21 protein-coding genes are annotated in these 25,022 nt (G+C 47.1%); 5 read left to right on the top strand and 16 right to left on the bottom strand.

Annotation, left to right across the window (positions count from 1 at the left end; genetic code table 11):
• Positions 1 to 5: 5 nt before the first annotated feature.
• The 9 genes from AC1DXC_RS08165 to AC1DXC_RS08125 all read right to left on the bottom strand — a co-directional run bounded on the left by AC1DXC_RS08165 (position 6) and on the right by AC1DXC_RS08125 (position 8,344).
• On the bottom strand, positions 6 to 680 hold the full coding sequence (locus tag AC1DXC_RS08165; protein WP_477458654.1) for a DUF4397 domain-containing protein: 675 nt from the start codon (positions 678 to 680) through the stop codon (positions 6 to 8).
• A 177-nt stretch (positions 681 to 857) separates the two neighbouring features.
• On the bottom strand, positions 858 to 1,982 hold the full coding sequence (gene dnaN, locus AC1DXC_RS08160; protein WP_477458653.1) for a DNA polymerase III subunit beta: 1,125 nt from the start codon (positions 1,980 to 1,982) through the stop codon (positions 858 to 860).
• Between the two features lie 146 nt (positions 1,983 to 2,128).
• Positions 2,129 to 4,528 carry a gliding motility-associated ABC transporter substrate-binding protein GldG gene (gldG, locus tag AC1DXC_RS08155; RefSeq protein ID WP_477458652.1) on the bottom strand — a complete coding sequence of 800 codons (2,400 nt, stop codon included), beginning with the start codon at positions 4,526 to 4,528 and terminating at the stop codon, positions 2,129 to 2,131.
• Positions 4,529 to 4,646: 118 nt separating this feature from the next.
• The gene (locus AC1DXC_RS08150) at positions 4,647 to 5,183 is read right to left on the bottom strand and encodes a hypothetical protein (RefSeq protein ID WP_477458651.1); all 537 of its coding nucleotides are present in this window, start codon (positions 5,181 to 5,183) and stop codon (positions 4,647 to 4,649) included.
• A 76-nt stretch (positions 5,184 to 5,259) separates the two neighbouring features.
• A complete protein-coding gene (locus AC1DXC_RS08145) occupies positions 5,260 to 5,769 on the bottom strand; it encodes a hypothetical protein (RefSeq protein WP_477458650.1) in 510 nt (169 codons plus the stop codon).
• Positions 5,770 to 5,922: 153 nt separating this feature from the next.
• Positions 5,923 to 6,426 carry a hypothetical protein gene (locus AC1DXC_RS08140; protein ID WP_477458649.1) on the bottom strand — a complete coding sequence of 168 codons (504 nt, stop codon included), beginning with the start codon at positions 6,424 to 6,426 and terminating at the stop codon, positions 5,923 to 5,925.
• Between the two features lie 169 nt (positions 6,427 to 6,595).
• Complete coding sequence (locus tag AC1DXC_RS08135; RefSeq protein WP_477458648.1) at positions 6,596 to 7,303, bottom strand: ATP-binding cassette domain-containing protein; 708 nt, start codon at positions 7,301 to 7,303, stop codon at positions 6,596 to 6,598.
• Positions 7,304 to 7,485: 182 nt separating this feature from the next.
• On the bottom strand, positions 7,486 to 7,908 hold the full coding sequence (locus AC1DXC_RS08130) for a DUF3052 family protein (RefSeq protein WP_477458647.1): 423 nt from the start codon (positions 7,906 to 7,908) through the stop codon (positions 7,486 to 7,488).
• 1 nt (position 7,909) lies between these two features.
• The gene (locus tag AC1DXC_RS08125; protein ID WP_477458646.1) at positions 7,910 to 8,344 is read right to left on the bottom strand and encodes a DinB family protein; all 435 of its coding nucleotides are present in this window, start codon (positions 8,342 to 8,344) and stop codon (positions 7,910 to 7,912) included.
• A 93-nt stretch (positions 8,345 to 8,437) separates the two neighbouring features.
• Here AC1DXC_RS08125 and AC1DXC_RS08120 point away from each other — a divergent pair, with 93 nt between their 5' ends.
• The 5 genes from AC1DXC_RS08120 (at position 8,438) to AC1DXC_RS08100 (ending at position 17,008) form a co-directional block, all read left to right on the top strand.
• Positions 8,438 to 9,676, top strand: a complete 1,239-nt coding sequence (locus AC1DXC_RS08120) for a nucleoside recognition domain-containing protein (protein WP_477458645.1) — start codon at positions 8,438 to 8,440, stop codon at positions 9,674 to 9,676.
• Positions 9,677 to 9,934: 258 nt separating this feature from the next.
• Positions 9,935 to 15,061: a PKD domain-containing protein gene (locus AC1DXC_RS08115; RefSeq protein WP_477458644.1), complete on the top strand. Its 5,127-nt coding sequence runs from the start codon at positions 9,935 to 9,937 to the stop codon at positions 15,059 to 15,061.
• Positions 15,062 to 15,063: 2 nt separating this feature from the next.
• Positions 15,064 to 16,113: a PorP/SprF family type IX secretion system membrane protein gene (locus AC1DXC_RS08110; protein WP_477458643.1), complete on the top strand. Its 1,050-nt coding sequence runs from the start codon at positions 15,064 to 15,066 to the stop codon at positions 16,111 to 16,113.
• Positions 16,114 to 16,156: 43 nt separating this feature from the next.
• Complete coding sequence (locus tag AC1DXC_RS08105; RefSeq protein WP_477458642.1) at positions 16,157 to 16,570, top strand: hypothetical protein; 414 nt, start codon at positions 16,157 to 16,159, stop codon at positions 16,568 to 16,570.
• 21 nt (positions 16,571 to 16,591) lie between these two features.
• On the top strand, positions 16,592 to 17,008 hold the full coding sequence (locus tag AC1DXC_RS08100; protein WP_477458641.1) for an OsmC family protein: 417 nt from the start codon (positions 16,592 to 16,594) through the stop codon (positions 17,006 to 17,008).
• Between the two features lie 92 nt (positions 17,009 to 17,100).
• Here AC1DXC_RS08100 and AC1DXC_RS08095 read toward each other — a convergent pair whose 3' ends face one another.
• The 7 genes from AC1DXC_RS08095 to AC1DXC_RS08065 all read right to left on the bottom strand — a co-directional run bounded on the left by AC1DXC_RS08095 (position 17,101) and on the right by AC1DXC_RS08065 (position 24,537).
• Positions 17,101 to 18,201 carry a transporter family protein gene (locus AC1DXC_RS08095; RefSeq protein ID WP_477458640.1) on the bottom strand — a complete coding sequence of 367 codons (1,101 nt, stop codon included), beginning with the start codon at positions 18,199 to 18,201 and terminating at the stop codon, positions 17,101 to 17,103.
• 92 nt (positions 18,202 to 18,293) lie between these two features.
• Complete coding sequence (locus AC1DXC_RS08090) at positions 18,294 to 19,097, bottom strand: hypothetical protein (RefSeq protein ID WP_477458639.1); 804 nt, start codon at positions 19,095 to 19,097, stop codon at positions 18,294 to 18,296.
• A 36-nt stretch (positions 19,098 to 19,133) separates the two neighbouring features.
• The gene (locus AC1DXC_RS08085; protein ID WP_477458638.1) at positions 19,134 to 20,687 is read right to left on the bottom strand and encodes a vanadium-dependent haloperoxidase; all 1,554 of its coding nucleotides are present in this window, start codon (positions 20,685 to 20,687) and stop codon (positions 19,134 to 19,136) included.
• 16 nt (positions 20,688 to 20,703) lie between these two features.
• Positions 20,704 to 21,639, bottom strand: a complete 936-nt coding sequence (locus tag AC1DXC_RS08080; RefSeq protein WP_477458637.1) for a transporter family protein — start codon at positions 21,637 to 21,639, stop codon at positions 20,704 to 20,706.
• Positions 21,640 to 21,821: 182 nt separating this feature from the next.
• A complete protein-coding gene (locus tag AC1DXC_RS08075; RefSeq protein WP_477458636.1) occupies positions 21,822 to 22,376 on the bottom strand; it encodes a hypothetical protein in 555 nt (184 codons plus the stop codon).
• Positions 22,377 to 22,611: 235 nt separating this feature from the next.
• On the bottom strand, positions 22,612 to 23,733 hold the full coding sequence (locus tag AC1DXC_RS08070) for a glycoside hydrolase family 130 protein (protein ID WP_477458635.1): 1,122 nt from the start codon (positions 23,731 to 23,733) through the stop codon (positions 22,612 to 22,614).
• Positions 23,734 to 23,847: 114 nt separating this feature from the next.
• Positions 23,848 to 24,537 carry a class I SAM-dependent methyltransferase gene (locus AC1DXC_RS08065; protein ID WP_477458634.1) on the bottom strand — a complete coding sequence of 230 codons (690 nt, stop codon included), beginning with the start codon at positions 24,535 to 24,537 and terminating at the stop codon, positions 23,848 to 23,850.
• Positions 24,538 to 25,022 lie beyond the last annotated feature (485 nt).

The raw sequence follows: 25,022 nt of genomic DNA, 5'->3' as shown, positions 1-25,022 counted from the left end.
CAAAACTATTTATTAACCATCAGCCCCGTACCGAATTTGGCGCCGCCTACCCCCGCCAGCTTACCCTTAGCAAAAAGCGTGTACACCCTGCCCGCAACCAGGGTGCGTGAGGTATCGGATATAGCAAGGGTGCTGCCCGATTGAAACACCCTAACGTGTTTTATGCCTACGCCCACAGGCAAAAACACCGAGGCCGATTTATAGGCCCTCACCTTAAAGTTAACCGTATCGCCTATCATTACATCCAGATTGCCTGCGTCTGGCGAAGCGTTTACAAAGCGTATGCGCGCACGGCCCGCTGTATCGGCGGTTAAGGTATCAAGCGTAGTAAAGGTTTGCTCAGCAGCACGACCCGCTACAAACAGCGAATAAACCTTATTGGTATCCAAAGCCAAAGATATATTAAATAAAACGTCGGCATTGCCCAGTCGTTTAAACTGGTAGTCCTGGTCGTCGTACTTTACAGCCAGGTAGCCGGTATTGCCGAAGGGGTATAATGACGCAGTGGTGTTTACCCGGCTGCCATTGAGGTAATAATTAAGCGTATCGGTAGTGGTGTTCACCACGTTGAGGGTGGTAGTCAGCTTTGAAGAGGCCGGCACGCTATCGTCGCCTTTATTGCAGGCGGCTATCCCAAAAATCAGCAGTATTACAAATAAAACAGGTACTTTAAAATTCATATACAAAAGCAGATGCAATAATAACTGTATAACGGCAGGTTTTGTTATCCTTTCAACAAAAAAGTCCGGCTTTTGCAGGCCAGACTTTTCGTTTTGGGTTGATTAGAGGTTGGAGATAAGCGGTTAAATGATGGCCAGTGGCTGTCACTCTAACTTAACTTCATCCTCTAATCAATATTATGCATAGCTGTTAAGCATTACCGGCATTACCAGCATCAATACGTCTTCGTTTTCGTCGCCGCCTTGTGGCAACAGTAAACCTGCACGGTTTGGGGTCGACATTTCGAGCGACACCTCTTCGCAGCTCAGGTTCTTCAGCATCTCTATCAGGAAACGGGCGTTGAAGCCAATTTCCAGGTCGTCGCCTTCGTATTGGCAGCTCAGGCGTTCGTGGGCCTCGTTTGCAAAATCGATATCTTCTGAGGATATGTTCAGTTCGCTACCGCTTATTTTCAAACGCACCTGGTGGGTGGTTTTGTTCGCGTATATAGCCACGCGGCTAAGGGTGCCCAATAGTGCCAGGCGGTCTATAGCCAGCTTGTTAGGGTTTTCTTTAGGTATAACGGCTTCGTAATCGGGGTAGCGTTCATCTATCAGGCGGCACACCAAATTAATGTTGCCGAATTTAAAGAATGCGCTGGTGCTGTTATATTCTACAGAAACGTTTACGTCGCTATCCGGCAGAGCCGATTTCAGTAACGTCAACGCTTTTTTGGGCAGGATGAACGAGGTGGTGCTATCGGCCTTAGCATCCTTGCGGCGGTAACGCACTAGTTTATGGGCATCGGTTGCTACAAAGGTAAGGTGCTGGCTGCTTAACTGGCAGTAAACACCCGTCATGGCCGGCCTAAGCTCATCGTTGCTTACGGCGAATATGGTTTTGTTGATAGCCTCGCCCAATACAGATGCAGGCAGGTTTACCGATGAGGCATTCTCTACCACAGGAATCTTAGGGAAGTCTTCGCCGTTTTCGCCGCTTAGTTTGTATTTACCGTCGCCGGCGCTTATTTCTATAGCGAAGGTTTTATCATCTACCGAAAAGGATACCGGCTGCTCTGGCAATGATTTCAGCGTATCGAGCAATATGCGCGATGGTATGGCTATGCGGCCGTTCTCTTTGGCTTCAACAGCCAAAGAAGTGGTCATACTGGTTTGCAGGTCGGTGGCAGAAATGGTTAAGTTCCCGTCTTTTATCTCGAACAAAAAGTTTTCCAGTATAGGCAACACGGTGCTGTTGCTAAGCGCGCCACTTACAGATTGCAGTTGCTTAAGTAAGGTTGATGTGGAAACTATGAATCTCATAATTGGTAAGTTCTTTTAGTAAACCAAAAGTATAAAATTTAACGTGCATACTTTCTCATATGAAAGCATTGTTGAAAACTAAGAGAAATATTAACAATAGCTGAACTATGTGCAGCAAAAATAAGGCGATTCGAAAGTTCGCATTATCATGTGTACTTCCGCTTACGGATATAATGCTGACAAATAGCGAATATTAACACTATCCCTATTGGCACGATGTTGTTGATGAGCTGCCAGTAAGTTTTTTCGCTGCGGATGCGCGCCCTGTCCAGGAGGCGTATCTGCACTTCTTTGCTGCGCAGCGATATCAGGCCCGAGTCGTCGGCCATGTAATCGGCCATATTCATCAGCAGGGCCAGGTTGCCGTAGCTTTGCTTGGTGTATCGGTCATACCCCAGCGGAAAGGGCGAGCCATCGGTACCAACCTGGTTGCGTAATATATCGCCATCGCTTAGAACGATCATCTTGGTAGGCTTGCTCTCGGGCAGCGATTCTATCTTTTCGCCCAGGCTATCGGGTACTGGTCTGTTGCGGAAATCCGATACGAATTTACCTTCCAGCAACACCCCGGTTATCTTCTGCGGACTTTGGAACTCCTTAGGGTCGGGCTCATCGCGGAGCGACATCAGCGAGATAAGATGCGGCGTTTTTATCTCTTTGTTATACGGCGAAGTGTTCAGCAGCACGGTTTTATTCACGTCCTTGGTATCCAACACATCAATGGTGCTGGCAAACTGGCTGGTAATACCATCCAGGTTCTTCACTATAGGGTGGGTAGATTGCGGTATGTACACCGGGTAAAACAACCAGTTAAGCAATTGTATCTGCGGGGTGCCGCCTACATCGCCGGTGGTTACGGGTATTTGCGAACTGTTAATATCGGCAATTAAATTATAATTGATGCGTATGCCGTAGCGGAACAACTGGTCGTCGAGGTTAAGTTCTTTATTGAACGCCAGGGCCTGGTTGCCTTTACCACGCAGGCTATCCAGTTCGGCGCTTACCTGGTCTATGGCCCACAGTACGCGGCCGCCACGCATAATGTATTGATCCACCTTGAATTTTTCCGGTTCGCTAAAAGGCTTATCGGGCTTGGCAATTATTAACAGCCCCACTTTTCGCAGACTATCAAAAGGGATGGTCGCCAGGTTTATCCTGCCTACCAAATACCCATCGGATAAGTTGCGCATGGCATCATTCAATTGCAGGTCGGTAAGTTCTTTATGCCCTTCGGTAAAGCCAATGCGGCGTTTGCCTCCGGTGGTTATTTTTTTGATGGCCGATGTAAAGGCGTACTCCAGATTTTGGATGGAGCTGTTCAGCTTCTCCTCTGGACTAGTATCCAGGTTGCTCTGGTTTTCCAGCAGTTTTACCGGGATGGCTTTGCCATTATAACTAACCAGCGCATAAGGCACCATCACTTTAGATTGCACCCCATCATCGCTTTTTACGCTAAGTGTTTGCGCAAATACTCCCTGCCCTTCCAGGTCCGTAACGGTTTTTTGTTGTTCCTCCGGCGATAGCCCCTTCAACGGGTCTACAAACACAAAGGTGAGTTTGCTGTGGCTGTAGGCCTGCAAATCGCTCAGCATATCTTTGGTGGCCGTTTGCAGTCTTTTGATGCCGCCGGGGAAACCATCGCCCTCCAGGTAAACCGTAACGTTAACAGCGGCAGGCAGGCTATCGAGCACGGCACGGCTGATGGGCGATATGGTAAATCGTTTCTCTTTAGTAAAATCGAAACGGGTGAACACCTTTTGGCTACCCAACGTAAGTGCGAATAGAATACCGATGGTGGTTAAGAATACGGTATTGATGAACTTTTTTTGCTGTTGTCTGTGCAATACAAAAATGGTGAGCATGATAAATGCAGCATCAAGCACTATAAAATACACCAGGTCGCGCGTATCGAGCACACCGCGGCTCACCGAATTATAATGCTCTGTAATACCCAGGGACTGGATGCCAAGGCTCTGCAATGACAACAAGCCGCTAAGCGAATCGAACCCGCTATAGAAAAAGAAACAAAGGAATACGGCGATAGTAAAGGCTATTACCTGGTTTTTGCTTACCGATGAGGCAAATAAACCGATAGCCGTAAAAGATGAGCCCAATAAAAACAAGCCGATATAAGAGCCGATAACCGCACCGCTATCTATATTGCCCTGCGGCGCCCCAAGCGTGTACACGCTGTAGTAATAAACCAAGGTAGGCACCAGCGCAAAAAGCACTATTACCACGCCTGCAAAATATTTGCCCAATACAATTTGCAGGTGGCTTAGCGGGCGCGTAAGCAACAACTCGAAGGTGCCCTCCCGGCGTTCCTCGGCCAGGGAGCGCATGGTAACTGCCGGCACCAAAAACATAAACAGGTAAGGCGCGGTGCTAAAAAGGCTCTCGAGCCCGGCATAGCCGTAACCCAGTATGCTGGTATCGGGGAATACCCATAAAAACAAGCCTAAAACCAACAAAAAAACACCGATGGTAACATAGGCCACCAATGAGCTTAGGTAGGTGGTAATTTCTTTTTTTAGGATAGGGAACACAGTAACGCTTTATTTATGACCGTAAAGGTGGCAAAGTTATGATTTGGTTTTATCTTAATTTATAAAATTGAACAGGAATCAAACTCGCTAAGTGCTAAATAAAACGCACGTGGCCAAACTATAACCACTCTGCGCGGTAAGCCACCTTAAGCGCAATTAATTTAATGTTGTCTTTGTTACTCCAGTTCTGATAAGCCAGCGAAACATCAAAAGAGCCTTTTTTGCTTACCTGCATCAGGTATCCCGCGCTTAGTTCAATAATAAAAAGCCCGTCTCTTCTATAATCCCTTGCGTAAACGCCGCCCATCTCGCCTTCAAAATAAAGGTTGGATGCCAAAAAAAACCTCACGCCTGCCTTTATGGGTAAAAATGTACTTGGTGTGGTAGGTTGCTTTACTTCCTGATAAAAGTCCTTGTAAGAAAGCCTTACATAGCCTATTGTGCCCGTTACACTAAGCCCCTGGGCAACAGGCCATTCGGTCTTTATCGATCCGCCATAGCCATAGTTGAAATAATTACCTGATGTAACTATGCCCGTAACTCCTATACCAATGGCTTTAGAATTATCAAATTTTTCGAAAACGGTGGTACGCTCCTGGGAATACGCACAAAATCCAATTAATACAAAAGCAATAGTCAGTAATTTTTTCATCATTTGTAGCATTTATTAAAAAACGTTGGAAATATAATACCATTATATGGGATATTATATAAAATATTCAATTATTTAATCACCAGCTTATGCGGTACGCCGCCCTTATGCCGGTTTGGCGTACGCGGCCGTTGCCCCAGTTCTCGTACCTGAAACCCAAATCTACAGCAGAGTTTTTATTAATAGGCAGCAAAAAACCCGGCGCAACGGCAAAGGCAAACAGCTTGTTTTTAGTGTAATTGGTTTCTATGGATGTGCCGGCCTCGCCCTCTATATAAAAGCCTTCGCTTATATAATACTTTACGCCGGCCTTTAATGGCACAAAGCCGCTGGGCTGCTGCGATTGCGCGCTGCCCAGCAACGAGCTTTTGAAATATAAGCTGGTGTAACCTGCTGTAAAGGTAAGGCTTGCCGCACCCACAACGGGCACCTCGGCTTTGCCCGAGCCACCAAAGCCGATGCTATAGATACTATTGGTTGGAATTGCCAGATCTAACCCTATGCTGAAAGCTTTTTGGGGAGATGTTTGGGTTTGACTGTAGGCTGCTGCGTAAAAAAACAAAAATAGTAAGGGTAAGAATCTCTTCATATAAGGTATTACTCTGCAGTTAACAACGCCGAAATTACGAATATAATGCACCAATTGCGCATTTTTTAACATTGCTTATGCTCCTAAAAAACGCAAAACGGCCCGGTGGGAATATTTCCGCCGGACCGTTTTATATTAATTTAGCTGTGCCGCTTAAAAACTGAAGCCTAAACGTACGGCAACCTGGCCGATGGTGTTAGTTTTAGACCAGGCTTCGTAGCGTAAGCCCAAGTCTACACCGCTACCAAAATCATAACCAACGCCCGGAGAATAAACAAATGCTGTACCGCCGCCGCTTTCGGTAATAAATGCGGCACCTAACTGGCCTTCGCCGTAAAAGCCGCTACCAAAATAATACTTCAGCCCTGCCTTTAACGGGATAGCGCCAAATGTAGAACCGGCTATGCCTTTGAACTCCGATTTTACAAGGTACGCACTGTAACCAACTGAACCGGTAAGGTAAGTGCCTGCAGCAATATTATGATCGTATTTAAGCGAGGCGCCAACAACTGCGTTGTAAGCGTCATTGGCGTTGCCGACAGGCAAGCCGCCTTCGAAACCGATACTGAATTTGCCACCGTTTGACGATGATGATTGCGCGAACGCTCCGATTGATAAACCGCTTAAAACGGTTAAGAGTAATAATACTTTTTTCATGGTAGTTTTAAATTGTAATAAACATTTACAGCTGCCTTGCAGGGTACCTTCTGCAGCGCAGCTTTTTGTCTTTTGCAGACGTTTTGTTTAAACACAACTTTACACCAATTGTGTGCGGAAAAATTAGTAGTGGCATAAAGGCTTGATATTTAGTGTATTAAATTATAACTTATTTATTGGTGAGGCCAATAAAGATATTCTCAAGCGTTTTGTTGTTATTGTTTTTGCGCAGGTTTTGCAGCGTATCGTTGGCTACGATATTGCCTTTATTGATGATGATGACATGGTTACAAACAGCCTCAACCTCCTGCATAATATGGGTTGATAGCACGATGGTTTTGGTTTTTCCCAGGTCGGTTATCAGTTGGCGGATGCCGATAAGCTGGTTGGGATCCAGGCCGGAGGTGGGCTCATCCAATATCAGCACCTGCGGATTGTGCAGTATAGCCTGCGCCAGGCCAACACGCTGGCGGTAACCCTTCGATAGCTGGTTTATCTTTTTATGCTGTTCGGGGCCCAGGCCGGTTTGCTCCAACACTTCGGCAATGCGTTTTTCAGGCGCATGCAGTTTATGAATACCGGCAACAAAGGCCAGGCTCTCCTTTACGTACATTTCGGTATATAGCGGGTTACTCTCGGGCAGGTAGCCGATATTTCGTTTTACCTCTAAAGGTTGCTTGCTTATGTCGAAACCGCAAACCGTAGCCGCGCCCGATGTTTGGGGGATAAAGCAGGTAAGCATTTTCATGGTGGTAGATTTCCCCGCACCGTTTGGCCCTAAAAAGCCCAGTACGCCCGGCCCGGCAGTAAACGTTATGTTATCTACAGCCTTTTGCTGCCCGTAAATTTTCGTAAGGCCCTGTACCGAAATGCTCATTAGGCAAAAATAGATTATAGATTTGAGATGTGAGATATGAGATGTGAGATTTAGGATTGAAATGAGTGCTTGAGATTGAAGGAAAAAAATATCGAACACCGAATGCTGAATATCGAATAATGAAGTAAATATTTCTGGCCGGAGTACTTCAGCGTTGGGAGTTCGAAATTCGGTGTTCGATATTATTCCTTTTTTGCTCTATCCCTCAGCCTGAAAACCAGTTTTAAGCCCGACCATACCTCATCTACCGCGCAAACCTTTACATCTACCAATCCAATTTGCAGCGCGTAGTTGCGTATTTTATCTTCGGTAACATCGGTAACAACTTTAGATGCCTTTTTAGGCCACGATACCCAGATGATGCCGTCCTGCGTAATTTGCTGTTTCAGTGCGGGCAGAAATTCTATTAATTCGTTGTTCTCTTTCGTGAAGAAGTGGATAAGGTCCACAGCCGTCGCGCCATCATCTAATATTAAAATATCAGGCGGCAAATCGGTAAACAAATCGAAATAATGGGCAGGCGGATTAATCAGCTTCACAAGGAAACCCGGCTTTATACCCAGCTTCTTCGCCAACGGCGTGCCCGAATAACCTGCTGTCGGCATACTATTTCAATTGATTTAAATGGTGCTGCATGTGCACTACGTAATCTTCGGCAATAAACGCCACCGTATTATAAATAGGTTCGCCACGGTTGTTATCGCAGGTTGCTTGCCACCTATCGGCGGGGTAATTGGCCAGCACGCGTACAATTTGCTTGTTTACCAGTTTCCAAAGCAACAAAAGTTCCCGCGCATCAGCATCGGCGTAGTGCTGCGCTTGCACCCATTCTTCCTGGTAATAAATTAGTTTAAAGCGTTCTTCGTAGGTGCAACGTGCAAAACGTTGCAGGTTGATGTGGGCGCTATCTATCAGGTGCCCGATGATTTGTTTATTGTTCCATTTACCCGTCGGCACGGTATTTTGCCAGTCGACCCCGGCGGCATCGTTATCCAAAAAATGATTGATGGCGGCATCTAATTGCCCGGCTACATTCGGCATAAAAGGTATTTATCGGTTTTAAAAATCATTTAAATATCCTCATTCCTGCATAAATTATCCAAAAAAAATTAACTTCAAGCCTTTAAACATACTATGGCCCTTAACTACATCTGGATAGCCTTTTTCCTCATCGCCTTTGTTATAGCGCTTTGCAAGCTTATTTTTCTGGGCGATGTAGATGCCTTTAAGCTTTTGGTTGATGGCATGTTCAATACCTCGAAAAATTCGGTAATGGAAATTGCCCTGCCCCTCGCAGGTAATATGGTGTTTTGGCTGGGTATCATGAATATTGGCCAACAGGCAGGTGCTATGAATTTCCTGGCCCGCATCGTAGGCCCCTTCCTTAGCCGTTTGTTTCCCGAAGTGCCTAAAAACCATCCTGCAACAGGGCAAATGATGATGAATTTTTCGGCCAATCTTTTAGGGCTCGATAATGCTGCAACTCCTTTGGGCCTAAAAGCCATGGGCAGCCTGCAGGAGTTGAACCCCGATAAAGAGACAGCGTCTAACGCGCAGATTATGTTTTTGGTGCTGCATACCTCGGGTTTACAGCTATTGCCTGTAACCATAATTGCCCAGCGTTTTGTAATGCATGCGCAAAACCCTGCTGATGTTTTCCTGCCCTGTATTATTGCAACCTATGTGGCAACGGTAGTAGGTATGCTGGCCGTGGCCATCAAACAAAAAATAAACCTATGGGACCGCGTTATTATCGCCTGGCTCAGCGGGCTAACGCTATTTATAACCGGTATGGTATGGTATTTTACGCAGTATCTGGATAAAGCGCAAATACAATCGGTATCGAGCCTCATCAGCAATACCCTTTTATTTTCTATACCGGTGGTGTTTATCATTGGCGGCTTGTTTAAAAGAGTAAATGTGTTCGAGGCATTTATTGATGGCGCAAAGGGTGGCTTTGAGGTAACTATAAAAATCATACCTTACCTGGTGGCCATGCTGGTTGCAATCAGTGTTTTCAGAACCAGTGGTGCCCTTGGTTTTCTAAACGATGGCGTACGCTGGGTTTGCGTTCAGGCAGGCCTGGATACCCGCTTTGTGGATGCATTGCCTGTTGCCTATGTAAAGCCCCTAAGTGGCTCAGGCTCAAAGGGCATGATGATTGATGTAATGAAGACCTACGGTGCAGATAGTTTTGCAGGCAGGCTAGGCTCTGTTTTCAATGGCTCGGCCGATACTACTTTTTATATCGTTGCGCTTTATTTTGGAGCCGTGGGCATAAAAAAATCCCGTTATGCCATACCCTTTGGCCTTATTGCCGATCTGGCCGGTGTAATTGCGGCTATCCTGGTATCGTACCTATTTTTCGGCTGATAAACCTATCCGTTTGTCGGCAAATACAACAATGAAAATTATTTTATTGTGTTTTAGATAATTTTTTTTCTCCACACAACCAAATACTACAAAACAACGTAGACATGTCAACCGATATTTGGTTTAAAAATTGGTTTAAAATGTGTAACTTTTGTATTATTTTAGTGTCGTGCTAAGATTGACTATGAATTCGGTTTGATGGAGAGACTTTTTACGAGGATATTTTTTCTTGCCTTTGTTTTTTGCTGTCTCATGGTTATGGGCGCTTCTGCCCAAGTCATTACTATAGGCAATATAGACCCCGGTCCTTACGGGCAAGGCTCTACCATCGGTATCCCTTTCCACCTCAATACATCTACGGGCTGCGCCAGTTCTACCAATGTTTTCAACCTTTACCTTTCAGATGCCAACGGCAACTTCGGCGCACCGAAACTGATTGGCAGCTATACAGGTTTTTACGGCACTTTCGTTAACGGCGTTATACCTGCTACTACTGCCGCAGGCACAAATTACCGCATACGCATACAATGTACCGACCCGGCCATACTGCCCGTTACTTCGGGGCCATTTGAGGTGAAGGCTGCTGCGGGCGTAACCGCAGGGGTAAGCTCGCAAGCTATCAGCGCAAGCACTCCAGAGGTATTCGGCGCATGTATCGGAACAGACAATACAGCTTACCCTTTTGTAAACGCATCGTCTGCAGGCGCTACAGCATCCGCCAATTTTTTTAATGAGCTTTCCCAAACAGATGAAGGCACCCTGATACTCCCCTCACAGCCATTTACCGCGAAGGCTGCTAACTATACCGTGTTTGTAAAAGCAATGGACGGCGCGGGCACAGTTGGCACCAAGGCTTATTCCCTTATAAATAACCTGGTTAACAACAGCTTCGGTGCATCGGGCAGTAACCAGGTATGCTTAAGCGACAAAAATAAATTAAGCTATAGCGTTGATGTCAACTCGCCAAACGGTATTCAAAAAAATTACCCCGGTTTAATTTACAGTGTTACCTGGGGCGATGGATTAAGCACCAATTATACGCTTTGCGATATTGTGGCGACCGGCGGCTTTATAGATCATACGTACAAAAAAGCATCCTGCGGCAACGTGGCAAACGGGCTGCAAAACGTTTTCGAAATAGACCTGCAGCCCACAAGCCCTATCTGCGGTAAATTGGGCACACCTGTTACAGGCTACGCACGGGTGATAGAACCGCCAAAAAATATTATCAGGGCCGACCCAACAGCGTGTACCAACACACCCGTTACATTTGGCAACGCTTCCATCCCCGGGCAAGACCCAAACAGCTCTTCGTTTGATTGTACAAACGAAAATGCCTTATACACCTGGATGGTAGATGGTGTGGTTGTTGCCGTAAATTACCCGCTGGATAAATCTCTTGAATATACCTTCATTACAAACGGCCAACACGCTGTGGGCCTGCATTTACAAAATGGAAATAATATTTGCGAAGTAAAGGATACGGTGATCAACATCTGTATTCAAAACCCGCCAAAGCCAAGTTTTACCTTGCCCGAATCAACTATTTGTACAGCCGGCTCGGTCACCCCAGTCAATACTTCAGTGGTTGATGAAAATTGCGACCCTAATACTACTTACACCTGGCGCGTTACGCCTGCTACCTTCAGGTATATAAACGGTACAAATGCAAATAGTAAAGTACCGCAGTTTGATTTTAACACGGCCGGGGTGTACACCATTCAATTAGATATTAGCACACAAAGTTGCGGGTTGGTATCATCAGCCCCCCAAGATGTGGTAGTTAATTTAGGCCCGGTAGCCCAACTTTCTGCTGATGCCCTCATCTGCGGAAAAGACCAGCCCATCTCATTCAGTAACACAGCAACAACCACTAAAACAACCTTAACCGGCACATCTAAAGATTTGCCTACAACCTACACGTGGACGGTTACCGGCGGAGTCTTCAGTTTTGCAAACGGCACAGCAGCAAATAGTAAATACCCGGATATCATATTCAGCGAGTACAAAACCTACACCATTACGGTAACCCATGTCAACAACTGCGGGCCTGCTTCAGATTCTCAACAGCTCACTTTCCAGGAAGCGCCAATTATAACCACCGGCGGAGACCGTACCATCTGCGAAGGGAGCACAACGTTCCTGGATGCTGACATCACCGGAGTTTACAACAGTTTTCAATGGGTTGGCGGCACGGGGACATTTAGCCCCGGCCGAAACGTAAAGAAGCCAACTTACACGCCATCTGCTGCAGAGATTGCTGCAGGGACGGCCACCATTAGCCTGGAAGTAACTACCAGCCTGGCAGCGCCCTGTAATGTAATTTCGGCGCCTGTAATTATTACTATTACCCGTAAAGACAATATCACCAGCCCCAAAACAGCTGAGGTTTGCACAGGCACTAACTTCAATTACACCATCACATCGCAAAATTCTGTATCGATTTATAATTGGACTGCGAGCGTTTTCTCGGGAAACGCAACGGGTTTTGGCGCTACCGGTACCGGCGCAACCATAAATGATGTGATCACAAATACCGGCGCAACTGATGCCGTAATTAAATATACCATCACCCCTACTACCAATGGTTGCCCGGGCAATGCTGCCGACTTATTTGTAACAGTTAGCCGCATACCCGTTTTAACCGCCACGCCACCTGCTGCCGCAATTTGCAGCAATCAGCCAAATGGTATTGTACTTAGTTCATCCACACCTGCCACAACTTACACCTGGACGAGCGTGGCATCGGCGGGGATTACAGGCAATACCGATCAAACATCTGCTTCAGCAAGAATCAATGATATATTGGTAAATACCGGTACCGCGTATGGCACTGTAAAATATGTTATTACGCCTTACCACGGTACTTGTTCGGGCCAGCCTGTTGAGGTGACGGTAAATATTGCGCCATTGCCAATAGCTGCTGCTGCCGGGCCCGACGAATCTATCTGTGCCGGCCCCACCTATACGCTGCAAGGCAACGACCCATCGCCCGGCACAGGAAAGTGGACACTCGCATCGGGCCAAACCGGCATTACATTTTCTGATGCTACCAACCCAAACGCAATTGCAAGCGGCTTACAGCCGGGCAACGTTTACCGGTTTGTTTGGACGATAAATACCAGTCCAAACTGCTCACCATCTACCGATATGGTAAGTATAACTACCGATGTACCAACCATAGGCGGCACAATTGCCGGTTCTGTATCGGTATGTGCAGACGCTAATGGCGGCTTTCTTAACCTTTCGGGCCAGTTGGGTAACGTAGTAAGTTGGGAATCTTCTACCGATGGCGTTAGCTGGGTAACTTTACTAAATACCACCAACCAATACGAATATAACATGCTTACGCAAACAACGCAGTTTAGGGCGGTTATACAAAATGGCGTGTGTAATGTGGTGCGTTCATCAATTGCAACCGTAACGGTAAACCAGCCTGTAATGGCGGCAAGTGGCGGCCGGCCTTTAACCACTTTGTGCAACGCCGCTACGGTTACCTTAAATGGCAACGACCCTACGCCATTTGCAGGCGTATGGACACAAACCGGTGGCCCTCCCGTTGTATTTGCCGATGCAACCAATCCTAAAACCCAGGTAACCGGCTTAGTTGGCGGCAGTACCTATAAATTTACCTGGACAATAAAAGGAGCCGCCCCCTGCCCCAACAGCCAAAATGAAATTACTGTAGTAAACAACCCGGATGTAACACCTAAATTTATATCCAATTTTACCAACACCGTGTGCGGGCCGGTAAGTGTTGAGTTCACCAATACATCTACCCCCGTATTTACAACAACCACTTATCTATGGGATTTTGGCGACGGTACCGGAAACTCTAACGAGGTAAGCCCGCAGCATACCTTTTTACCACGTACCGATGGAAGAGATACTACATATACCGTATCATTAAGCATTATCAACAACTGCCTTCCACGCCCTCCTTACAGCATGCAAATAACCGTTAGGCCGGCGGTACCTATAGCATCTTTGCTGCCCGAACGGCTCTCGGGCTGTGGTTCTTTGGCCATTAAAGTTAAAAACACATCGCCTGGCAATAATAAGTTTTACGATTTCTTTGTTTATGATGGCAATGTGAGAATATTCCAAAAACATGTGTTTGATAAATCGGATGTGACCTTTGACCCACTGGGCCCACCGCGTAACGACAAGTTTTATACCGTTTATGTGATTGCAACCGATCTTTGCGATAACACCTCGCAGAGCACAGCCATACCTATCAACATATTCCCGGCAACGTTTGTACCCTTATTTTTCCCCAAGGACAATAAGAGTGAAGGCTGCTACCCTTTCACAGCAACGTTTGTAAATATATCGTCGGGCGGGGACACCTTCTTGTACCGCATATTTGATGCAAACGGCGTAAAAGTTGATGAAATACAGGGCAGTAAGACCGAACAGCCCTATACTTTTGCAACACCGGGAACCTATTTTGTAAGCATTGTGGCCCAAAACCCCTGCGCCACATTCGAATCTACCGATAGGATAAAGTTTGAGGCTTACCCACAACCATTGCCGAATTTTGATGCCGATATACCAAGCGGCTGCAAGGCAGTAACCGTTCATTTCACAAACACAACGCCGGCCAATGGTATTACTAACCCGCAATCGTTAAGTTACGAATGGGATTTTGGAGACGGCACAGCACATTTTTTTGGCTACACGCCGCTGCCGCACGTTTATGGCTCTAAAAATTCGCCTTATACGGTTACACTTAAAGTCACTAACCTGGCTACCGGCTGTGTCAATATGATCACCAAGACGGAGTTTATAAAAGTTAGTGATGGACCTAATGTTGATTTCTCGGCCAGCCCGGGCTTTATCACTAAAATACCGAATTACCATTTCGCGTTCGACGATCAAACATCGGGCAACCCGGTAAGCTGGAGCTGGGATTTTGGCGACGAAACCTTCTCTACCGAACAAAACCCAGGGCATACCTATATAGATACCGGCACTTATAAAGTAACCCTTAGAGTAACGAACCGCGAAGGCTGCGACAGCGCCGTATCGCACAATGTACAAATTACGGGTGTGCCGGGGCAGCTTTACATCCCCAACGCCTTTATGCCGGCCAGCAGCACTACCGAGCTGCGCACCTTCGTTGTAAAGGGATCGGGCATAGCGAGCTGGCGCTTACAGATATTCAATAACTGGGGGCAGCTGGTTTGGGAAACCACCAAACTAGATGAGAACGGGCGACCTGTTGAAAGCTGGGATGGCCTGTACAAAGGCGTGCCCGCGCAGCAGGGCGTGTATATATGGCAGGCATCAGCCAAATTCATAAACGGAACCGATTGGAAAGGCATGCAATACGGCCCACACACCCTGCCAAAACGAACGGGCGTAATACATTTAATAAGATAGCGATGATGAAGGGAACGAAGAGATTTTACGCCTTGCTGTTGATTGCCCTATCCGGGGGCCTGCGTTTACAAGCGCAAGATCATATGTACTCGCAATTCTTCAATTCGCCCAATTACCTAAACCCGGCTTTGAACGGCCAGTTTGAGGGCGATTTGCGCATGAACCTCATCTATCGCAACCAATACTCGTCCATTGCGGGCGGGGGCTTAACCTATCTTACCGCGTCCATCGATTATAATGTACCGCGCTTCGGCGGCGGCTTCGGGCTGATGTTTACCAGGGCCAGCGAGGGTACGGCTTACCTTACCAAAAACAATATCTCGGGCATATACTCCTATAGCATAGGCAACGATAGTTTCGTACTATCCTTTGGCTTGCAGGCCGGCGTAACCAACCGCGCCGTAGATTATACCAAATTGATCTTCAGCGATCAGATAGACCCCCGCCTGGGTTACATCCCCGGCTCGGTAAGCGGGGCCGATGCAGCGTTGTTCAACAATAAATTCTTTTTCGATTCGGGTGCGGGCCTTAACCTCACCGCAGGCAATTTCAACATCGGTGGCGCCATGCAGCACATTAACCGCCCCAACGAATCGTTTACCGGCGTGCCGGCCAAACTACCCATGCGCGGGGTTTTCCATGCCAGTTACCGCTACAACATAACGCAGGACGACAACCTGGACGAGGACCAAAAATCATACGTTATACCTTCGGTAGTTTTTTATAAACAAAGCCAGGCGCAATCTTTAAGCGTGGGCTTCCAGTACAAACGGCGAAGCATAAACGCCGGTTTGTGGTACCGCAGCGGCGGCCTTAGCAATGGGCCAAGCTCTATAGTAGTATCTTTTATATTCGACCTGTTCATCAACCGCGAGGGTGCCGAAAAAATGCGGCTGGGCGTAAGCCACGATGTACCATCGGGCCGCGGTCTTAACTACAGCAATACCAGCGGCACTACCGAGGGCAGCATTGGGTACGAAACCACATTGCCTAATCGCTCGAACGATTACCGCAAATTCAATGGCGCACGCCGGTGTTATGATTTTTATTAAATTTGCAAAATATTAGGGCTATAAAGGGCAATAATTCAGAAAAATGCAAACGGTTAAAGACCAATACCTAAAAGCGGAACAGGCAAAGAAGAAAAAAGCGAAAAGCAGCGTATGGATACTGGTTGCATTCGGCATAATATTCGCAGTAATCCTGGTAAAAATAGCCACCTCCAACTCGGTAGGCGTTTTTAGCGGGTTGCCCGATAGCGATGCAGCCTATTCGATGGCTAAAATATACATCCGCCCAACTGTATTGGCCTCCAACGTTTCCTTTCATGACGATGAATATAAATTCGCCAAGAAATCAGATTCGGTTTATGTGATAAAGTCGTCCTACTCGGCCGTAAGCAGCAGCGGCGAAAAAACAACCACCAACTTCACTATCTCATTGAAATATATGGGCGGTGCAGGCAACCGCGAGGAAAGCTGGAAATTGCTGGACCTTAATCAGGAATAGCACCTTTACGCCATAATTTATATGGATATCCAAAAAGATTTTATTGTTGATGGCCGCGCCGTTATAGGCCGGGCGCAATTCCAAACCCTGGTAAGCAGCGGCAAGCATTCCATTATTGCCGACGAGCCCTTAGATGAAGGCGGTACCGATGCGGGCATGTCGCCCTATAATTTATTGATGGCAAGTTTGGCCAGCTGCACGGCCATTACCCTGCGCATGTACATCAACCGCAAAATGTGGCCCATCGAAGAAATCGCGGTTGACCTGCAAATGTACCGTACCGGCAGCGGTATCCTGATAGAAAGCAGCATATCCTTTAAAGGCGAAATAACGCACGAGCAGCAGAAACGCCTGTTAGCTATTGCCAATGCCTGCCCTATCCACAAAATACTGGTAGGCAACATCGCCATCACCACCGGCATCGGCAAGAAATCTTAATAATTATTTGGGCCTCGACCCAATAGCAATCAAAAGAAAAAGCCGGGGTCACTACTCCCGGCTTTTAACCAAACAATTAAACACATAGAATATTATAGTTTGAACGATACGCCCAGGTTAACGGCGTAATCGGCAAATGCAGCGTCGCCGTGGCTATTGGTTCCGGTCAGCTGGGTAGAGATCTTATCAGGTACACTTTGAGTACGGTTGCGCACTATAGCAACCGGCACAAACGTGTATATAGAGAATTTGCTGATGCGGTAGGTTACGCCCGGCTCTATCGAGGTAATATAACCCGGCCTGCGGAAGCCGTTGCTGCCACCAACAAGATCTTTCACTGGTAGGCATTCGTAGCGAATGCCGGCAGAGAAATTGAATTTGTTTACGCCGTAGTTTGCACCAGCCCTTAACATCAGCTGATCGGGCACGCTCATGATGTCGCTGCCGTTGGCCACTGCTTTGGCACTTGGTGTGCCGCCGCGGGCAGAAGATACGCCGTTAAGCTCGCGTGGGCTGATGAGGTAGTAAAAGCTGCCATACAAGCCAAATTTATGCGAGAAGTTGTAGTAGGTGTTGATATCGGTTGTGATACCGGTACCGCCATCGCCTAATTGGATAGATTGATCTACAGGGCCGAGGGTTTTAGCGCCGCCTGTGCCGGTGTTGTAAAAGTAATCCTGGTAGGTGTAGCTGCCTGTAGGCAATTTAAGGCCCAGGCCTATTTGTATATTACCCTTTTTTGCTTTAGCCGGGTTAAGCAACCATGCATAAGCTTTTAAGGTAATATCGCCCACGCCGAATGAGTGGGTAAGGCGGCGTTCTTTACCGCCGTGCTCGTAAAGCGACGAGCGGCTGTTTGCCAACACCGGGATGTCCAATGAGAACGACCAGCGGTTGTTGAAGATGCGCGTAAGCGTAAGATCTTGCGCGTATGAATGGTTGATAACATTAGTACCTAATGCGATACGTTGTTTTTGCTCCTCTGAGCCAACGAAGTGCTTGTATGAGCGGTAGTAACGGCTATTGCTGTTAAACAGCCATAGGCCGCCGGTAGAAGTACTATCCGGGTGCTCGTCCATATTGCAGAGGCCGCCGGTACTGCGGATGGCCACGCAGCCTTGTGCGCTTGCTTTCGTGCAATTAAGAAGGATAAAAACGGCTAGTACAGCCACTAATTTTAAGGTGGTTTTCATGTGTGTTATTGGGGCTTTAAAAGAATGAAATAGGTAAACGCCACCACGCACCGGGCGTGTGTTTGCAGGCTGTTTACAGGTTTATTAATTGGTTAATAATGTTCTGTTTGTTTATGCTTTGCAAGAGAGAACAGGCTAAAACCAGAGGGCGCTTCTTTGAGTGCAAACCATAATGCAAGTATAGATCCGTAGCTGCCGCCGCGTTCTATCCACTCGAATGCTTCGTAGTGCGGATAAAATAATTCGGTGGCTATTTTCCAGATCAATAATACGAGCAATATATTCCTGATGGGTTTGATAAGCACGATAAGGGCGGCGGTAATCTCAAAAACGCCTGCAAATACAGCCACTTTAGCCGGATGCGAAAACCCAAGCGAAGCATACTGATTTAGCAAAGCCTTCTTTTCGATGATATTGAGCCAGCCATGGCCAAGCAACAGCATAAATACCACCATCCGCAAACACCGGCTTACAGTTTCCAGTGTTTGGGGCGTGGCTGCAGCGGCAGGATCTATCCTGGTAAACAGCTCCCGCCAGTTTTTTATGCCGCCGGATAGTACGAGCAGTGCCAATGGCGCACCGAAATTACCGGCACGTTCAATAACTTCTGCAAATGGCTCACCCGATAAGGGCCGCAAGAATGCTGTCATAGTACCCCAGCACACCAGCCATAAGGCAATGGCGCGTATAGGATAAGCCAGCATCATTACCCCCATCATAATATCTAAAATACCAACCCAGGGCATCAATGCATAGGCCATTTCTTTCCCAATGCCGAATACGGCAAAGTAATTACACCATATCTCTTTAGTTATGATGCCGAATGCGCCATGGCCAATAAAACACATAGCAACCGCTATGCGTAAAATATAATGAAGCCCCTGTTCAGTTCTCACGATTCAGTCTCTCTAATTCTCTCTCTTGCGATTATATTAATTTGCGCCGTCGGTTTTGGCGCGGTTTACCGCGTAAGTGCCTACTTTTACGCCTGTAGCCAAACCAACGGTACAGTCGTTACGGTAGTGGATGGCACCGTATAACCTCGACATGCCTGCTTCATTGGCCATCGTCATAAATTCAGCAGCACGCTCGGGCACCAGATAGCCCAGCACCGTTGCCGCAGCACCGCTAAAGGTAGCGTGGCCCGATATGTACGACGGAAAGTTTGGTATGCCTGTAAGCGTTTTTATACCGGCAACCATTTGTGTTGGGCGCGGGTTAAAATAAAAGTATTTGGTATCCCAGCATACGATAGCTGCATCCATTTCGGCCATGTTAAGCAGGGCCAGGTTGCGTGCCCAGCGTACTTCGCTCCAGTTATGTTTTATGAATTCTTCCGCGGCAATAGCATTCCAATGGCCCGGAGGAGTTGTTGTACCTACGCCGTCTGCCCAAAACGCTACGATGCGCTCATGGTCGCGGTCGTGGTTGTTGCTCATAGCCATTACTTCATCCACATCTTTTTTGTACTCGGCGGTACCTTCCTTATAAGGCGCAGCGGGGCGAACGGTTGCTACATCTGCAGCGGGCATCAAAATAGGCGTAACCTTAGTGAACAAGGGCAGCATCGGCGGGCGGTGCGGCAGTTCCAGGCTTATCCATGGCGTGTTGCCGGCAGCGGTAGCATCTGTTTCGAATTTAGTCCAGTCGGCTTGTGCCCCCGCAGCCAGGTTTGCTTTATCTGCACGGGCGCGTGCTAAAAATACGTTTGCAACTTGTTTACCAAGATTTTCACCAGCATCCCAATCAGAGCGGGTATTAGCGCCCGACATTAAGCGGTAAAGTTTCTCTTCGGCAACTTTCTGTTGAATGAAATCCAAATCGCCCGGGAACAGCAAAATCATCATCTGCGCAGTTGCGCCTGCAACCGCCGCGTCTTCGCTTGGGTACGATGGTAATTTTGATTTAGGTATCAAGGCCTGTACGTTGGCTTTATCATCCGCATAAGGAGCTTCGCGCCTGTAACCCGTAGCGTATTTGAATTTGAATGTTTGCACCAACGCATCGTACTGTGCTGCGCTTACATAAGCATAAGCACGGGCGGCGTATGGTGGGTTGGAGAATGGGAACAGCGGGTAAGCCAATGGATTAGCTGCGCTGGGGAATGGATACGTACCGTTATCGTTTTGATACGGAGGAAGGTTGTGCTTGGCCACCAGTTCGCGCAGTATTTCGTTCCAGCGCAATACCGAACCCGCGCTCCAGTATTTGATGATTTCTTTTTGTTCGCTGGTTAGGTTCTTTTGGTAGCTCTTGATCTCGTTCAGGTCTGCAACGTAATTGGGAGCAGTCTTCGCTTCTGGTAAAGCTAATGTAAATGTAGTCGAACCAGTTAAAATCGGTGTCCAGGCACCTGCGGTAGAGTCCGGATTAGCAGGTGTCAGTGCGGCGTACTCCGTGTTACGTTCGGTAATATCTTTTTTGCACGATGCTGCAAAAAGCGATACGGCCACTAATGATGATATATAAAGTATTTTTGTTTTCATGATTGTTATCCTCTCCTTATTTTTTTTCCTTTTTAACCGAAAAAACATAATCTATACCGCCCATAATTTGGGTGTTTTGCCCAACATTACGGCCCGATGTTACGTAGCTGCCACCAACGGTAAACTCGAGGCCTTTGGCAAACTGAGGCATATATTTTATTAAACCGCCTACTGCAGTAGCATTCATACGGTTGCTTGGGAAAGGCATATTGTTGCGGGTAATATCGAAACCGCCCACTGTGGTGTATTTAGTAGCAATAGCTTCTACATTGAGCAATAAGCTACGGAAACCTGCGCTAACCATAAAGTTGGTAGCGTTTGGCAACGCAACCTGGTTGGTGTAGTGCATCTCGGTAGTATAATACGCATCACGATCGATAGTCATGTTACTCCTGCGGATATACTGCCCTGCACCGGCAACGAAGAACCTGCCTTGCTGGTAATTAATTAAACCGCGTAAGGCTACGCTTTTGCTGCGGCTGCCTAAAGCGAAAGGGAGATAATCGCCCTGGTAATCGCCAACGGGTATAGAACCTGTCGCGATAGCGTGGACGCTAAGGATACCTGTACCGATTTGCTCGCGTAAAGCCATCCATTTAAAAGCCAGGTTGATATCCTGAAAACCGCGCTGGCCACGCAAGGTGCCTGCACTGGCTTTGGTTTGGATGTATGGCACAAATGCCGAAACATTGATGCGGTTGCTGAGCCCGTAAACCACGCCTGCATTGTAAATATTGGCGCTGATGGTGCCTAGGTTTAAGTTTTCGCGTTTGAGGGTGCCTTCCCAGTAATGATCCCAGCTGTTGTGGGCGTACATGCCGGCTACGCATATGTAATTTTTCGGGATCATGATAGCATCGCTTTCCGTTTGCGCACAAACTGTTTGTGATAAGGCAACAAAAGCAATAATACCAACACAATACCTGTAAGTATATTGTAAAAAGTATTTCATAAAGAATTTTTAGTAATGAATAAGATAACGAGCAACATTTGTGAGTGCAGGCTTTTACGCCGGCAACGGAGATTACGTAACCCAAGTGGCCTTAGCACTTATCAATACCAACAAGCATAACACACGCGTGCAATAGTGATAGAGCAAAAAGCTTTTTGGAATACGAAAAATTGTCAAATATATTAACCGGCGAAGTTTGGCGGTTTTCCTGGAGATTCGATGTACGGGTTAGTCAACTTGGCAGATATAGGGTTCTCATGTCCTTTCAATGTTTGGGAGAACGTAACGAAGCTGTAATGCAGGGCAGGCATGTTGTATTCAAAACCCCCGGATGCTTTTTTTACCGATGATTGCTCTGAGCCTTTTTTGGTAAGGGGTACATCAGATACATCTTTGGCTACGATTAAGTTTGCGCTTACGAGGCGTGTTTTTACGCTGTTGGCAATACATACCAGGTACATGGTATCGCGCGTCATTTTTACACCAACGTAATTGTAGTAATTATCTTTAAGCTGAACCTGACCCTGTACGTGCTCGTAGTCGGGCCAATCCTGCATCTGGGGCATGTGGACAGGTATTTTTATCTGCACCAGTTGGGTAGCATCTACTTTGTTCTCGTAAATCTGCTTTACCATCTGAGTTTCGGACCGGTGGATGAAATATTGAAAAAAAAGCGTGTAGCCTCCTGCATAAAACAGGTGCACGCTCAATAGCAATATAACAAAAAACCGTTTCACAATATCCGTAGCAGATTAGGGGTATAATTTGGTGGTAAATATATATAAATATTTTTATCTGCAAACATTTTTAACGATTTGTTGTAAAAGCGCAAAATTGTTACATGGGATTAGATTTGATACGTGAGATATGAGATGTGAGATAAAAAGGAAAGGCCGCCAAATGCATAACTCAGGCGGCTTCTCAATCAAAACAAATCCGAAATCGAACATCCGAATTCCGAAATCTCTCTTCTTACTTCCCGGGTTTATATATCGCCACCCCTACTCTCGAATCGGCGCAGCCATAATACAAGAACCATTTGCTTTTAAAATACACCAGCCCCTCCATAAACACGGTACCTGCAGGGTATTGCCCGCTTTTTTCGAAAGCCTCCTGCGGCACGAAGAAAGGCTTATCTAACCGACCGATGGGCTTGGTTGGATCCGTTGCCGAAAACATTACCTGACCGCCGCAGTACGAGTTGGCAGTATAGTTCTTATCCCCGTAGGTTGCGTTGTTTTTACCGTTGTATAATAGTACGATACCCTTGGCAGTAACAATTGCCGGCGGACCGCATTCGGTAAGGTCGCTATCGAAGAAGTTGCGGCGGGGCGAGATGAGCGGCCTCAGCGTGCTATCCTTGTTTATCAGGGGTGTCCAGTTCATTAAATCGGTGGAGGTGGCGGAGTAAACACCGGTTTCGCCCCAATACATCCAGTATTTGCCCTTTATTTTGGCGATGACCTGCTTGCCGTTTACCAGTTTGGTAATGATGGAGGCCGATTTGCTGGCTATCTTATGGAACTTGCCATTGTATGCCTTACGGAATATAGGGCCATGCTTTACCCAGGTTTTGAGGTCCTTAGAAGTGGCAACGCCCAGGCGCGGCATATCGTGGTTCCATTGGGTGTAAAAAACCACATAGGTGCCGTTGGCCGTCATGGCTACGCGGGGATCCTCGCAGCCGCCCGTCCACTCGAATTCTTTCTGGCTATCGTTAGATGGGTACAGCACGGGTACGGGCGAGCGTTTTACGCTGATGCCGTCCTTACTTTCCGCCAGGCCGAGGCGGGATGTGCGGCCCCCTATCCCTGTGCCCGATTTATCCTCGGCACGGTACAGGATATATATCTTACCATTTTTAATGGTGGCGGCGGGGTTAAATGTATCGTTGCTTTCCCAATCTACGCTGCGTTTGTACATCGGGTCGTTGAAGCGGGTTGTGGTATCGGGACTAATCAAAGGGTTCACCCCCACCGGCCGAACGAACGGACCGAAGGCCCAGGCAGGTAGTTTGGTTTGCGCGTTGGCAGCAACTGTAAGCAACAACAGCAGGCCGAAGGCCTGAAGGGTTTTATAAAAGGTCTTTATCATAGGTTTATCGGTTCAAAAGATTAAGTGCAGTATAATCCAGGCAAACATATCCCATCGAAGTCCTTCCACTTCATCATTCATTATTGGGCGTTCGGTGTTCGATATTTAATAAGCTCACAAAGGCATCAGCCGTGCCAGGTAGCCATCCATATCGTCCTCATCCAGTATCTCTATCGCCCAGCCTTCTTCGGCGGCAATTTGGATCAGCGTATCGGCATCTACATACAGCCATTGAAACCAATCGGTTTTTTGGCCCTTGTAGGCATACTGGTACCATACTTCGCCGTAATAATTACCGGCGGGCGGTGCACCATCGTACAAATAAGCAATATCAGATGAATCGAATAATAATTGGCCGCCCGGGCATAAGAGCTGCCTGGCGTGCCGTAAAAATACACGTAATTGTTGGATATTCCCGCAGAGGCCTATGCCATTCATCAACAATAATAAAGTGTCGTATTTTTCTCCGGCGTGGCCGAATATATCCTGTTCTATAGCCAGCTTAACGCCCCGCTCCTGCATTATCTGTACGGCAAGGCCGGATATATCCATCGCTGCAACATCCACTCCACGTTCCTGCAAATACAAGGCATGGCTGCCCGCGCCTGCGCCGATATCTAAAATACGGCCCCGGCAATGACTCAGGGCCAGCAGTTCCAGATCGGGCATTTCGGCTTCGGTACGGAAATACACCTCCAACGGCATCTCCTCTTTGGGGCCATATTTATTATGGATGAAAAGCTTTGAGGCCTGCCTGCCCTTATAGGCATCGTACAAGGCCTGCCCGAAAATATCTTTTGCCAATGGTTATGGGTTTTAATGATGAGTGTTCGAAGGGTTTTTTATTCCCCTCTCGAGAGGGGGCGCGATGGATTGTGTGGTGGCAGGGGTGTGTTCTCCGCAATGCAATAACGCAATGCATAATGTACAAACACACCCCTCCACCCCTCTCAAGAGGGGAATCGCGCATTCCCCCGCTTTTTTGCTTATTTCGAACACCCTTAGTTTACCCCAAAGGAAAGCATTGCAGGGTAAAAATGGAAGTTATTATAATTACAGATTTGCTTTTAACCAAAGATTCTTGCAGGTGGTTAGTTGGCATGCGAAGACGCAAAGTTTTTTTATGCTTTCCCTCCTTGGCGATCTTTGCGGCTTTGCGCGAAAATAAATTAGTGAAATTCGATTTAATTCGAAAAATTAGTGCTATTCAAATCTCTGCACCCTTGGCGGTAAAATAACGCGAATCACTTCACCAAACCTCGTCGTTGAAACACTGCATATCAGCCTTT

It is taken from the genome of Mucilaginibacter sp. P2_D11, assembly GCF_056404435.1.
The sequence above is the reverse complement of the archived record's forward strand: the minus strand, read 5'-3'. Positions and strand labels throughout refer to the sequence as shown.

Coding starts and splice junctions, on each gene's coding strand:
- AC1DXC_RS08125 (WP_477458646.1), bottom strand. CDS start 8,344: ATGCCGAATGTAGCCGGGCAATTAGATGCCGCCATCAATCATTTTTTG.
- AC1DXC_RS08115 (WP_477458644.1), top strand. CDS start 9,935: ATGGGCGCTTCTGCCCAAGTCATTACTATAGGCAATATAGACCCCGGT.
- AC1DXC_RS08095 (WP_477458640.1), bottom strand. CDS start 18,201: ATGAAAACCACCTTAAAATTAGTGGCTGTACTAGCCGTTTTTATCCTT.
- AC1DXC_RS08085 (WP_477458638.1), bottom strand. CDS start 20,687: ATGAAAACAAAAATACTTTATATATCATCATTAGTGGCCGTATCGCTT.
- AC1DXC_RS08165 (WP_477458654.1), bottom strand. CDS start 680: ATGAATTTTAAAGTACCTGTTTTATTTGTAATACTGCTGATTTTTGGG.
- AC1DXC_RS08120 (WP_477458645.1), top strand. CDS start 8,438: ATGGCCCTTAACTACATCTGGATAGCCTTTTTCCTCATCGCCTTTGTT.
- AC1DXC_RS08100 (WP_477458641.1), top strand. CDS start 16,592: ATGGATATCCAAAAAGATTTTATTGTTGATGGCCGCGCCGTTATAGGC.
- AC1DXC_RS08130 (WP_477458647.1), bottom strand. CDS start 7,908: ATGCCGACAGCAGGTTATTCGGGCACGCCGTTGGCGAAGAAGCTGGGT.
- AC1DXC_RS08140 (WP_477458649.1), bottom strand. CDS start 6,426: ATGAAAAAAGTATTATTACTCTTAACCGTTTTAAGCGGTTTATCAATC.
- AC1DXC_RS08150 (WP_477458651.1), bottom strand. CDS start 5,183: ATGATGAAAAAATTACTGACTATTGCTTTTGTATTAATTGGATTTTGT.
- dnaN (WP_477458653.1), bottom strand. CDS start 1,982: ATGAGATTCATAGTTTCCACATCAACCTTACTTAAGCAACTGCAATCT.
- AC1DXC_RS08145 (WP_477458650.1), bottom strand. CDS start 5,769: ATGAAGAGATTCTTACCCTTACTATTTTTGTTTTTTTACGCAGCAGCC.
- AC1DXC_RS08110 (WP_477458643.1), top strand. CDS start 15,064: ATGATGAAGGGAACGAAGAGATTTTACGCCTTGCTGTTGATTGCCCTA.
- AC1DXC_RS08105 (WP_477458642.1), top strand. CDS start 16,157: ATGCAAACGGTTAAAGACCAATACCTAAAAGCGGAACAGGCAAAGAAG.
- AC1DXC_RS08070 (WP_477458635.1), bottom strand. CDS start 23,733: ATGATAAAGACCTTTTATAAAACCCTTCAGGCCTTCGGCCTGCTGTTG.
- AC1DXC_RS08080 (WP_477458637.1), bottom strand. CDS start 21,639: ATGAAATACTTTTTACAATATACTTACAGGTATTGTGTTGGTATTATT.
- AC1DXC_RS08135 (WP_477458648.1), bottom strand. CDS start 7,303: ATGAGCATTTCGGTACAGGGCCTTACGAAAATTTACGGGCAGCAAAAG.